Raw genomic sequence first — 11558 nt, 5'->3', positions numbered from 1 at the left:
TTTTTAGTTTAATTTCCAAACGTAAGCCGCCAATGCGAGAGAAATTGATCAGCCTCAGGGCTCTGAGGGGCAGCTAGAAGCGCCGCAGGAGCAGCATCAGCTGCAACCTGACCTTGGATGAGGATTAAAGCTCTTTCCGTTAATCTTTCAATATCTTGAAAATCATGGCTGACCATAACCGTTGTTATATGAGTCGAACGAAAAATTTTGGATAAATCAGTTCTTAACGCTTCCTTAGTCGGCGCATCCAAGGCGGAGAAGGGTTCATCCAGGAATAAAATATCAGGCTCTAAAACTAAGGCGCGGGCTAAACTGACACGTTGGGCTTCTCCTCCGGATAAAGAACGCGCGGACTGCTTGGCAAGGTGAGCAATCCCAAACTGCTGAAGCCAATACATAATACGATTCATAATTTCCTGTTTAGGAATAGACCTTATTTTTAAACCAATCGCAATATTTTCCCAGACAGTAGTATTCAGCAAAAGAGGTTCCTGAAAAACAATAGCAATTTTACGGCGAACATCCAGTGGAACATGCTTAGGGATGGGCTGTCCCTGAAACCACAGCTCACCTGAAGTTGGGGGTTCAAGAAAAGCAAGAATTTTAAGCAAGCTGCTTTTCCCTGATCCATTCGGGCCTACGAGCCCTAAGCATTCCCCAGGGTGCAACTCAAAACTGATATGATTGAGAATGGCTTTTCCGTTTTTGAGCCAACAAAGATTTTGTGCTCTCAGCATAGTTCTAAACTCCTTGGTTTTTTTGCTGGAGTATGGTTAAAAAGACGGTAGTTAAGTAGGCAAGCAGACATAGAATAATGCTTAAAGCGATAGCAATATCGAAGTTCCCTTTAGAAACTTCGAGTACAGTCGCAGTGGTTAAAACGCGGGTTAGATCTTTAACATTTCCGCCGACAGCCATTGACGCACCGACTTCTGAAACAACCGCACCAAAACCGGCGATAATGGCAGCTAAAATCGAAAAACGTACCTCTTTAAGAAGCAGCCAAAGATATTGAAAACGGGTGGTGCCAAGGGCCTTGATTTGAAGCCTAAGTTTTGAATCTGTCTGCTGCAGGGCTGCACTGGTTAAACCAACAACCAGCGGCGAAGCGATAATCGCTTGGGCTATGACCATCGCAGTCGGCGTATACATAATATTGAGAAAACCGAAAGGTCCGGAACGCCAGAGGAAGATTGAGACCCAAAGACCCACTACAACGGGCGGAAGTCCCATCCCGGTATTCACAAAGCTCATGATGATTTGACGGCCGGGAAAAGTCTTTAGTCCAAGAACAGTGCCAAGGGGTATGCCGATAACAAGGCTGATTAAGGTAGCGATGCCAGAAACTTTAAGAGTTAATAACGTGATTGTTAATACTTCAGGATCTCCGGTAATGAGGAGATGAATCGCAGCGAGAATTCCTTGCCAGATCATATCCATTCGAGATCATCCCTTTAAAAGTTAATCCAGAATCTTTTGGTCAGATAGGTATAAGAGAGCAGATGGAGTTTTAGCCCAATCTGCTCTCTTAAATATTCTATTTATTTACCGAGGTCTTCCATCTTCTTGCCTGCATCAGCGAAGAAGAGAGCTTGATTATATTTATCTTTTCCATATTCACCGATCATTTTTTGGGTATCAGGATCGAGCATAAAGCTGACAAAGGCTTTAGCACCATCGGCATTGACTTTTGGGAATTTCTCGGGGTTGACTTGGGCAACGTGATAGATATTAAGGAGTGCAGTCTCTCCTTGGACTAAGATATCTAACTTAAGATTCTTTTGATTGGCGAGGTAGGTCGCACGGTCGGTAAGGGTATATGCTGCTTTATCTGAAGCTATAGTTAAGGTTTGTCCCATACCGGAACCAGTTTCTTGATACCAGGTTCCGGCAGGTTTAATGTTGGCTTTGGTCCAGATTCCTTTTTCCATAGTGTCTGTTCCTGATTTATCTCCGCGTGAAAGAAAAACGGATTTGTTCTTTTCAATAGCTGTAAAGGCCTCAACAGCCGTTTTCATTCCTTTGATCTTGGCGGGGTCAGAAGTTGGTCCGACGATAATGAAGTCATTATGCATTACAAGATTGTAATTCGTTAAGGTTTTATTATCGACGTATTGTTTTTCTGAACTTGGTGCGTGAACTAAGACGACATCAGCGTCTCCCTTATCTGCATTGGCTAAAGCTGCGCCTGTACCGACGGCAACCGTTTTCACTTTATAACCGGTTTTCTTCTCAAAGGCGGGAATAAGAACATCAAGAAGTCCGCTGTCTTGGGTGCTCGTGGTTGTTGATAAAATAAGATTAGGATTAGCTGGCGTTGGTGTTGCGGCCGGCTGGGGCTGTTGAGCACCGCAGCCGGTTAAGGCAAGAGCGAGAATGATAAGAGTAAGAAAGAGGGTTGAAATGGTTTTGCGGGACATAACTTTTTTGAACATTTCTTGGGCTCCTTTCTTAATGAGGGAATTATAAGTAATTTTAGGGAACGCTGCTTCATAGGTATTGACGTACTACACAGTCGGACTAAATAACTTATATGTACTAGCCTTCGCTTTTATACAAAATATTCCCAGTTAGTGAGGTATCATATCCTACTTGACGCTCAATTGCTTTATGAAAGGCAGAAGAGCTTAAGATTGTTATGATTTGCTGCCGGGCTTCAGCAGGGACTTTTTCGTGCAAGAAGACAAGATCATAACGCTCCTGAAAAAGGGGGACAAAATCCAGTCCCATTCGGTGGGCTTCAGATTGGACCCCTATTCCAATATCGGCTTGTCCATTGGCTACGCGGCTTGCGACCCCTAAATGAGTGTTTTCTTCCTCTTCATAGCCTTGGATTTTGGCAGGAGAGATATGAGCTGACCTTAAGTAAGCATCAAGTCTAAGTCGTGTTCCCGACCCTTTTTGACGATTTATAAAACGCAGCCCTTTCCGGGTCAGATCTTCCCAAGTTTGAAGACCTAGAGGGTTTCCCGGCTGAACGATCAATCCCTGTACGCGTTGTACAAGATTGATGACTGTTACAGGGTTGCCGTGGAGAATGTAATGCACATAAGGCAGATTATATTCTTTTGTCTTATCATCCCAAAGGTGAATTCCCGACATCTGGGCTTGATTGTGATAGAGAGAAATAAGTCCGTCCATGCTTCCTTTAAATTCAAGGCGGAGTTTATAGGGAGATTGAGAATGTTTCCAAAAATCGGCGAAAAGTTCGACCATAGGTTCATGGCTGCCAATAAAGACAAGGCCATCAAGATCAGAATTTTCAAGGGGGTATTCCGGAGAGGAAACTGTATGTTCAGTCGATAAATTGGGGGTATTTTTAGGGATATTTCCATGAAGGTAATTATTAAGTATATCAGGGTCAATTCTAAATTGACGTCCCACGCGTTGAGCCGGAATTTCTTGACGCTTGATCAATTCGTAAAGTGTAAACTTTGAAACCTTAAGAAGTCGGGCGGCTTCTTCAACAGTAAGGGGGACAGAATTTTTCATGTGAAGCACCTTCCATTCTTAACTATAATTTAATCAATTAACTCTAAGATTAATCTATCTAAATCAAATAATCAATAAAAAAATATAGGAATTTGCAAGTTTTAATATAATTTAATACTGTTTAATTTGATCTAAATCAAGTTAGTATATTCTGATTTTTACTAGAAAAAACGATTTTAGGATTTTAAGCAGGCTAAGTTATTTGTCTTGAATAAAATCAGGTAGGAGATAAGAGGATTTTTTGGCATAGAGCGAGAATTTGAATATTAGATAGGGCGTTAGAAGAGAAAATCAAGTTATTTATGAGGAGAGGATTAAAAATGGATTTTTTGGAGATCGCACAAAAAAGGAGAAGTCTGCGTTCGTATGATCCAACCCCGGTGGAACCCGAGAAGTTAAACTACGTTCTGGAGTGTGCCCGTTTGGCTCCTTCCTGGAAGAATGGACAATGCTGGAGGTTTATTGTGGTGAAAGACCAAAGCCTTCGCGAAGCATTAGCAGATACGCTGACCGACGATAATCCTGGTCGAAAGGTGCTTGTTCAGGCACCGTTAGCGATCGTATTGTGTGGAGTCCCCAGTGAGTCTGAAGTATGGGAAAACAAAGATTATATGATGCTTGATGCCGGATTAGCTATGGAACATCTTATTTTAGCCGCAACTGAGCAAGGATTGGGAACATGCTGGGAAGGTTGGTTTTCTGAAGAAAAAGCGCGAAAAGTACTGAATGTACCGGATGAAGTTCGCGTTGTTGCAATAACTCCTTTAGGTTATGCTAATCAAGTGAGAAATCCTCGACCAAGAAAAAGTATAGAGGAAATCGTTTTTAAGGGAAAATGGGGAGAGGTTGAATAACAAGAAAAATGATTAAATCTAAATCGACATTGCTTGTTCTTCAAGGAACGATTATTCCTTATGAGGAACGCAGAAATTGCCGGTCAAAACGTTTAAGTATGCACATTGGCAAGGATAAGGTAAGGGTCACAATACCCACTCGCGCTTCAAAACGGGAAATTCAAGAATTTGTAACAGTAAACCAGGAATGGATTTTAAAGAATTGGCTTAAGATGCAGGAGAAGCTTACAGAAGCGGCAGAAAAGCACTATCTTTCAGAAAAAGCATTTCCTTTATTAGGTCAACCTATTCCATTTCAAACTCAGATAACGAATCGCAAAAGGGTGACCTTGCGCTATTTCGATGAGGGTCATCGTATTGAGATCTATTTACCCGCAGGAATTCCCCCGGAACAGCATCAGAGTGTGCTAAGAGAGATAATAGAGAAATGGCTGAGGCGAAAAGGGCATGAGATTTTCCAGAGTAAACTCGATCAATTTAGTGTCTTGATGGATGTAAAATATAATACATTTCGATTGAAGGAACAAAAAACGCGTTGGGGAAGTTGCTCCAGTAAGGGAAATATTAACTTAAACTGGCGGGCAATTATGGCACCGGAAGCGGTTGTAAATTATCTTGTTATTCACGAACTGGCGCACCTGAGGTACATGAACCATTCACAGGATTTTTGGGAGTTTGTCGGCCGGTATTGCTCAGATTATGCTGCCCAACGTGATTGGTTAAAGGTTAATGGTGAAAGTCTGACTCTTAACTAATGCTCGACTCACAAGACAGAACAAGATAGGAAGAGAACTGTGGACTATCAATATTCGTTAGCCGATATTTTAAATGAAATGGGTGTTCCTATTTCTAAAGGGGATTATGTGGAACATAAAAGCAGACCCGGTGTGTCCCTCCTCGTTGTGCGGGGACCTTACACCTCGAAGCTGGGTAATATTTGCCTCGATGTACGTGAGCCTAAGGCTAAACGGCCCTCTAGGGTAAGACTGGAAAATGTGCAAAGAGTATAATTCCGGGTGAGGAGGGTATGAAAATGCCTGAAAACTTGCAGATTAAAACAGCACGAGGTGTCAAGATTTTTTACTGTGAAGTGCACCCAGATGAGCAAAAGAAAAAAGGAATTCTGATTATCAGTCATGGATATGGTGAACACTCCGGATACTACCGTGAATTGATGCAGTTTCTCGCGAATCACGGGTATGGTTCATATGCGTTAGATCATTGCGGGCATGGTTTATCCGAGGAGGAACGCGGGTATTTGGAGCGTTTTGAACTATTCGTTGAGGATTTAGATCAATTTGTGGATTATGTTCGGATGAAGCATCCACAGCTTCCAATATCAATGTATGGACATAGTATGGGAGGGCTGATTGCCTTTCACTATGGCATCCAATTTCCTGAAAAACTGCAAGGGCAGATTTTTACGGGGCCTGCAATTGGACGGCCGGTAGGAACCGCTTTAATCCCCGGTTTCCTGTTTGAAATTCTCAATAAGTATTTTCATCGTTACAAAATTTATCAGGTGCTTTCTCATCGGGCGACACGTAATCTCGAGGTTCGAAAGAAATCGAATGAAGATCCTTTGGTCCTTAAGTATGCTACAATAGGCTTTTTCTATGAGTTTGTCTACCGCGGAGTCAACGAGGCGATAAAGAAGGCTGAGCAGTACCGCCTCCCATGTCTCTTCTTGCATGGAAAGGCAGACCGCATTATTCCCTATCAGTCCACTCCTTTTATCTTTAAAAAGATTTCTTCCCGAGATAAAGAATTAAAGCTCTATGAAGGTCTTTATCATGAGCTGATTCAAGAACCTGAACGGGATATGGTTCTTGGAGATATTCTTAACTGGCTTGAGAAAAGGGTAAAATAAACGTATACATAGTTGCGTTAAAAGACACAAAATTAGGCCTGGCTGTCACATGACAGCGGCAAGCGGAGCAGGAGCGAAGCGCGGCTATTTGCGCCCGGATGGCGCAACTTGCCGAAAAGCAGTCAAGTGACAGCTAGGCCTTGCTCTTGAGTAAAGAACAATAAATACAAAATTAAAGAAAGCGTAGACCAAGTCAAAGAAACTTAGTCTACGCTTTTATTATGTCTTATGGGGTGGTTAATCGTTATTGGTCTTTTTTCTTGCCTTTATTCTTAGGTGAATCTCCCCAGGAATTCTGCCCCGGATTCAACCAAGAGTTGTTGGGGTTGAGGCCAAAACTCTGGAAGAGCTTGTCTCGCAAGGTTGAAGGAAGATTTTCGTCTGAATTTCGTCCTGTGTGACTGTTGTTGTCCCCATGGGTCTTGGTATCCCTGGGGGATTTCGAAGTCTTCGTTTGGAGTGCTTTTTAGAGATCGAGAAAGTACTTCACGGAAGATAACGGCAGGACCTGAACCTCCGGAAACGGTAAGGTAATGATTGCGATCCGTTTTATCATAGCCCATCCAGACTGCGGCAGTGAGCTCAGGGGTATAGCCCACGAACCAGACATCTTTAGAGCCTTTGGATATTCCGGAAAATTCTTGAGTATGAGGAAGTTCTACAGAACCCGTTTTGCCGGCAGTAGGCCGCCCGAAGAAGGCGTTTTTACCTGTTCCGTTATCAACGACATTTTCTAAGAGCCGTGTCATGGTATAAGCGTTTTGCGGGCTGGTGACTTGCACTGATTCAGGTTTTGCTTGGGCAAAGACGTAGCCGTTAGGCGAGGTAATTTTCGTAATAGCATAGGTTTTGTTCATTGTTCCGAGATTAGCAAAGGTACTATAGGCCTGTGCCATTTGCAAGGGTGAAACTCCGCTGGATATACCGCCTAGGGCGAGGCTCAGGTTTCGATCGGCTTGGGTTAAAGGAAGCCCCGCTTTTTGAGCAAAGGACAGTCCTGTATCTAAGCCGATTTCGTTTAAAAGCCAGACTGCAGGGATGTTCCAGGAGTTTTGCAGGGCTTCTTCCATGGTCACTTGTCCCCTCGTTTGATAATCATAGTCTTGGGGAGAGTAGCCGTTAAGGTTGAGCGGACCGTCATAGAGCAGAGAGCCGGGTGTATATCCTTTTTCTAAGGCTGGACCGTAAACCGTTAAGGGTTTAATGGAAGAACCGGGTTGACGTTTAAGTTGAGTTGCATGGTTAAAGGAGCGAAACGGACTTTCTCCCCGATATCCTACAAGGCCGCGTATCCCTCCCGTGTGCTGATCGAGAATCGCTATCCCGCTTTGGACATTTTGATCGGGTTTTCCCTGAGGGAAGTACTGGTTATCTTGATATACCGTTTCAGCAGCTTGCTGAACCTTCGAATCCATTTCCGTATAGATTTGCAGCCCGCCTGTCAACAGTTGCTCCTCTGTAAAACCATACCGGGAGATGGCCTCCTCAATGACATAATCAACATAGGGTGCAAATTTCCCGGAGAGATCCTTTAGTTCTCCTTTACGAAGAGTAATGGGAGCAGAGAGGGTCCTTTGAAAATCGGCTGCCGTAATGTCATTTTGATCTTTCATCAAGGATAGGACCTGATTGCGGCGTTCCAAAGCTTTATCTTTATTTTTTAAAGGAGAATAAATGCTTGGTGCTTTTGGCAGGCCGGCAAGCATCGCCGATTCTTCTATATTTAAATCTTCAGTGTCTTTGCCAAAATAGAAACGGGCGGCATTTTGAATTCCCCATTGACCTTCACCAAAGTAGATCTGATTGAGGTATTCTTCAAGAATTTGATCCTTACTTAAAGTGAGCTCAATCTTAAAAGCATAAGCAGCTTCTTTAAATTTACGGCCTAACGTTTTATCCGAAGGCAAAAAGAGATTTTTGGCTAACTGTTGAGTTATTGTACTGCCGCCTTCAGAAAAACCGCCGGTATGTAAATCGTGGATCAAAGCGCGTAAGATAGACCAAACGTCAACTCCCTTATGTTCATAGAAACGGCGATCTTCTGTGTCAATAATTGCTTCGCGCATCGTTTGCGGAATCTTAGCAATTGGAACAGGGGTAATCTTAGAAGAGGAAAGCTCGGAGACCTTATTCCCGTTTTGATCATAAATATAGGTGGGTTGGGCGAGAGGACTTTGGAGCTTGCTGACATCTAAGGACATCACCCAAAAAGAAAAAGACCCTGTACCTATGAGAAGAAGCAGGAGGATGCTTAAGGAAAACCCCTTCCAGAACTTCGGTTTTTTCCAGAAAGCAGACGAATTGATTCGGGTTAGACCTCTTTTAACTCTATTTTTAGTTTTAAGCAGAAAGGTTTTGATTAGGTCAGACTTAATTTTCATGGAATAGGATCCCCCTTTACAATACCAATAAAGCCATCGTCTAAGACATGGCTTTATAAATATTTATACGAAGAGGAAAGCAATTTTATAAGGGTTAATCCAGAGTGCAATTTCTGGAAGAAGGTTGATAAAGAGCCGATTTTTCACCAAGTAATGGGACTCCGATCCTTGGGACAAAACCGCCTGACTGAGTTTGTGAAGCCTCAATGGCACAACGGCTGAGATTAGCCAGAGGGTGAAGGGCTTTGCACTCTTCGAAGCCGAAGAACCCAATATCGCTTACTTCTTCTTGTTCAGCCTTAAGTGTACCGCCAAGATAGCGGAGTAAGAAAATGACATATAGATCGTGCTTTTCGCCAGGACGATCACGCAAGGAAATAATCGAGAGGGGGTCTGTGACAATTCCTGTTTCTTCACGTATTTCGCGAACAATAGCTTCGGCGATGCTTTCCCGCTGATCGACAAAGCCCCCGGGAATCGTCCAATTCCCTTTACCGGGCTCATTGGCTCTCTGGACCAGGAGAACCTTATTCTCATGCCAAACGACCCCGCCGACACCCATGGAGAAATTTCCCCAATGGACAAACAAGCAATCAGGGCAATAAGGGTAAATCTGCTTTGAGATTTCTTTTAAAATTAAAGGTTTACCGCATTGCGGACAAAAATTGTAGGGGACAATCGGATATGGCATAATAATTCCTTCTTCTTTTTTATTCGGTGGAGTTACCTCTCTAACATTAAATTCGATATTCTTTATTATTGTGCAACTTCGCTTAGTCTTAAACGAAAGCAATGTTCAGCTTGAGCATAAAGGGAAAAGGCAAAAATGGCTAACCCAATAAAGCTTAAGGCAAGAATCCAATTCATCTGTCCGCCCCAATGATCAAATACAAGCCCTCCTAAAAAAGGTCCGAGAACCCGTCCTCCGGATGCCGCTCCGGCAGCAATGCCTTGATAGGTGGCGACCTTGTCTCCCGGAGCAATTTGTGCGGCAGCAGCAGGGACTGCGGGAAGAACCAGCATTTCGCCAAGTGTGAGAACTAAGATGGCAAAAAGATAAAAAGCATAGGGAGGTTGAATAAGAAAAATAACAAACGAGCTTCCGATTAAAAGACAGGCAAGATAAAATTGGCGCGTAAAGGTATGGGCCCAGAAGTGAATTGACCAATTGATTAATGGCTGCAGGGTGACAATAATGATGCCATTAAGAGTCCAAAGGATACTATATTGGGGTAGGGAAAATCCAAGCTGGCTCATGATGATCGGCAAAACTGTAGTCAGTTGGATATAAGCAGCCCAAACCATGAGGATTCCCCCACTCAGCGGGAGAAGAACAGCGAAACATAAATCATGAGTTAATTTCCGCTGGGGATGTATAGAAGGCGCAATCATTCCTTTTTTTGATTTTGGAGAAGCTTTTGTGGAGATGCTCTTTTTAGGAATCCCAAAAAGTACAAAAATAAAATAGGTAAAGAAAGCAAGTGCATTGAAAAGGAATACAAAGCGAAATGAGTAGTTGGCGACAATTCCTCCAAGTGCAGTGCCTATAGCAACTCCAGCATTATTAAATACGTAAATAAGATTAAAACCTCGCCGGCCGCCTTCCGGCCAAAGAAGATTAACTAAAGCATTAAGTGGAACAAAGATAAAGGCATTAGCAAACCCAAAGCCTAAGAGCCCCGGAGCATAGACTTCCCAAACAGGGAAAATCCCCATAAGACCTAAACATAAAACCGAACTTACGAAGCCAAAGAGCATCATGCGGCGTGCTCCCAAACGATCCGCCAGAAATCCGCTGAAAAACTGCCCTAACAGCATCACTAAGGCTTGACCTGACATCAGTGTTCCCGCATCTGTCAGTGACCGGCCGAGGATGTTATGCATAAAAAGACTGTTTAGAGGCCACATCAGGGCATTACCTGTAGATTGGATAAAACCGCCGAGTGCTAAAAGGAGAATGGAGCGGGGAATTCCCAAGTGTTGAAGACGCTTAATTAACCCATTTTTCATTAGTGTTTCCTCATCTCTAATTATGTGCAGTTTTTAAGAATGGGTTCAAACTATTACAATTCGCGGAATCCTGCAAAAACCCTCCTAGAAAGAAGCCCTGAGATTAACATTTCGGTTCCTTAGGTCATACTTGTCTAATATTTAAGCCATAATAAGAAAATATTAGATTCAAGGATTAAATTATAGGAGGGTATTTTAATGGAGTTTTCAAAAACCCAAACCTTTCAAAATTTGGCGAATGCTTTTGCAGGTGAGTCACAAGCGCGTAATCGCTATACTTTTTTTGCGAACATTGCCAAAGGCGAGGGGCATGCATTTCTTAAAGAAGTTTTTGAAGCGACAGCCGAGAATGAGAGGGAGCATGCTAAAGTGTTCTATAAACTTTTAGATGCTCATTCTCGGGGGCAAACAAATGCGTTCCATGTTAGCGCCGACTATCCTCTTGTATACGCGGATACATTGGCTAACCTAAGGGCAGCTGCCGAAGGTGAACGTGAAGAATGGGAAGTTGTGTATGCGAAAGCGGCAGAAGTTGCCGAACAGGAGGGGCTTAGAGATATCGCGCAAGCGTTTCGAGAAATAGCCAAAATAGAAGAACATCATATGAAGCGTTTTAATGACTTGGCAGATCAACTTGAGAACGGGACGCTTTATAAAAAGGACAACCCAACTTACTGGAAGTGTACGAATTGCGGATATGTTCATGAAGGTCCGGAAGCACCTGACTCTTGTCCGGCATGTCGGCATCCAAAAGGATATTTTCAGGAGATTCCGCAGGAATATTAAATATGTGTTTGTTTTACCCTACATATGCTAGGCGCAAAGAGTTGGACCGTACTCTTTGCGCTTAAATTTTGTTTAAAGGTTTCTTAATATAAAAGGATTATTAAAGAGGAAGGCTTTTAATAATTGGGGTCGAATGATATGCTTATTACATAGAAACCAATTTAT

At 43.0% G+C, this 11558-nt stretch carries 12 protein-coding genes; 5 read left to right on the top strand and 7 right to left on the bottom strand.

All coding sequences use genetic code 11. The features are described 5' to 3' along the window. Positions 1-8: 8 nt before the first annotated feature. From ACHOLT_RS02160 to ACHOLT_RS02145, 4 genes are all read right to left on the bottom strand, one after another. Positions 9-737, bottom strand: a complete 729-nt coding sequence (locus ACHOLT_RS02160) for an energy-coupling factor ABC transporter ATP-binding protein (RefSeq protein ID WP_425805489.1) — start codon at positions 735-737, stop codon at positions 9-11. A 4-nt stretch (positions 738-741) separates the two neighbouring features. Then, a complete protein-coding gene (locus ACHOLT_RS02155) occupies positions 742-1440 on the bottom strand; it encodes an ABC transporter permease (RefSeq protein ID WP_425805487.1) in 699 nt (232 codons plus the stop codon). Positions 1441-1541: 101 nt separating this feature from the next. Beyond that, entirely contained in the window at positions 1542-2435 is an 894-nt protein-coding gene (locus ACHOLT_RS02150) for a substrate-binding domain-containing protein (RefSeq protein WP_425805486.1), read from the bottom strand. Positions 2436-2538: 103 nt separating this feature from the next. Then, complete coding sequence (locus tag ACHOLT_RS02145; RefSeq protein ID WP_425805484.1) at positions 2539-3492, bottom strand: substrate-binding domain-containing protein; 954 nt, start codon at positions 3490-3492, stop codon at positions 2539-2541. 320 nt (positions 3493-3812) lie between these two features. On the opposite strand from ACHOLT_RS02145, the gene ACHOLT_RS02140 reads away from it, so the two are divergent. From ACHOLT_RS02140 to ACHOLT_RS02125, 4 genes are read left to right on the top strand one after another with little or no spacing between them, the layout of a single operon-like run. After that, positions 3813-4346, top strand: a complete 534-nt coding sequence (locus ACHOLT_RS02140) for a nitroreductase family protein (protein WP_425805482.1) — start codon at positions 3813-3815, stop codon at positions 4344-4346. A gap of 8 nt (positions 4347-4354) precedes the next feature. Further along, complete coding sequence (locus tag ACHOLT_RS02135) at positions 4355-5101, top strand: M48 family metallopeptidase (RefSeq protein WP_425805481.1); 747 nt, start codon at positions 4355-4357, stop codon at positions 5099-5101. A gap of 39 nt (positions 5102-5140) precedes the next feature. Beyond that, positions 5141-5356 carry a hypothetical protein gene (locus tag ACHOLT_RS02130; RefSeq protein ID WP_425805479.1) on the top strand — a complete coding sequence of 72 codons (216 nt, stop codon included), beginning with the start codon at positions 5141-5143 and terminating at the stop codon, positions 5354-5356. Between the two features lie 23 nt (positions 5357-5379). Then, on the top strand, positions 5380-6216 hold the full coding sequence (locus ACHOLT_RS02125) for a lysophospholipase (RefSeq protein ID WP_425805477.1): 837 nt from the start codon (positions 5380-5382) through the stop codon (positions 6214-6216). A gap of 272 nt (positions 6217-6488) precedes the next feature. Here ACHOLT_RS02125 and ACHOLT_RS02120 read toward each other — a convergent pair whose 3' ends face one another. From ACHOLT_RS02120 to ACHOLT_RS02110, 3 genes are all read right to left on the bottom strand, one after another. Further along, complete coding sequence (locus ACHOLT_RS02120; protein ID WP_425805475.1) at positions 6489-8597, bottom strand: transglycosylase domain-containing protein; 2109 nt, start codon at positions 8595-8597, stop codon at positions 6489-6491. Between the two features lie 94 nt (positions 8598-8691). After that, a complete protein-coding gene (locus ACHOLT_RS02115; RefSeq protein ID WP_425805473.1) occupies positions 8692-9288 on the bottom strand; it encodes an NUDIX hydrolase in 597 nt (198 codons plus the stop codon). Positions 9289-9353: 65 nt separating this feature from the next. Continuing rightward, the gene (locus ACHOLT_RS02110; RefSeq protein ID WP_425805471.1) at positions 9354-10607 is read right to left on the bottom strand and encodes an MFS transporter; all 1254 of its coding nucleotides are present in this window, start codon (positions 10605-10607) and stop codon (positions 9354-9356) included. Between the two features lie 198 nt (positions 10608-10805). Here ACHOLT_RS02110 and rbr point away from each other — a divergent pair, with 198 nt between their 5' ends. Then, positions 10806-11393 carry a rubrerythrin gene (gene rbr, locus ACHOLT_RS02105; RefSeq protein ID WP_425805470.1) on the top strand — a complete coding sequence of 196 codons (588 nt, stop codon included), beginning with the start codon at positions 10806-10808 and terminating at the stop codon, positions 11391-11393. Positions 11394-11558 lie beyond the last annotated feature (165 nt).

It is taken from the genome of Desulfitobacterium nosdiversum, assembly GCF_049860565.1.
Lineage (GTDB): Bacteria > Bacillota > Desulfitobacteriia > Desulfitobacteriales > Desulfitobacteriaceae > Desulfitobacterium_A > Desulfitobacterium_A nosdiversum.
The sequence above is the reverse complement of the archived record's forward strand: the minus strand, read 5'-3'. Positions and strand labels throughout refer to the sequence as shown.

Coding starts and splice junctions, on each gene's coding strand:
- ACHOLT_RS02140 (WP_425805482.1), top strand. CDS start 3,813: ATGGATTTTTTGGAGATCGCACAAAAAAGGAGAAGTCTGCGTTCGTAT.
- ACHOLT_RS02115 (WP_425805473.1), bottom strand. CDS start 9,288: ATGCCATATCCGATTGTCCCCTACAATTTTTGTCCGCAATGCGGTAAA.
- ACHOLT_RS02155 (WP_425805487.1), bottom strand. CDS start 1,440: ATGGATATGATCTGGCAAGGAATTCTCGCTGCGATTCATCTCCTCATT.
- ACHOLT_RS02145 (WP_425805484.1), bottom strand. CDS start 3,492: ATGAAAAATTCTGTCCCCCTTACTGTTGAAGAAGCCGCCCGACTTCTT.
- ACHOLT_RS02160 (WP_425805489.1), bottom strand. CDS start 737: ATGCTGAGAGCACAAAATCTTTGTTGGCTCAAAAACGGAAAAGCCATT.
- ACHOLT_RS02110 (WP_425805471.1), bottom strand. CDS start 10,607: ATGAAAAATGGGTTAATTAAGCGTCTTCAACACTTGGGAATTCCCCGC.
- rbr (WP_425805470.1), top strand. CDS start 10,806: ATGGAGTTTTCAAAAACCCAAACCTTTCAAAATTTGGCGAATGCTTTT.
- ACHOLT_RS02150 (WP_425805486.1), bottom strand. CDS start 2,435: ATGTTCAAAAAAGTTATGTCCCGCAAAACCATTTCAACCCTCTTTCTT.
- ACHOLT_RS02125 (WP_425805477.1), top strand. CDS start 5,380: ATGCCTGAAAACTTGCAGATTAAAACAGCACGAGGTGTCAAGATTTTT.
- ACHOLT_RS02135 (WP_425805481.1), top strand. CDS start 4,355: ATGATTAAATCTAAATCGACATTGCTTGTTCTTCAAGGAACGATTATT.
- ACHOLT_RS02120 (WP_425805475.1), bottom strand. CDS start 8,597: ATGAAAATTAAGTCTGACCTAATCAAAACCTTTCTGCTTAAAACTAAA.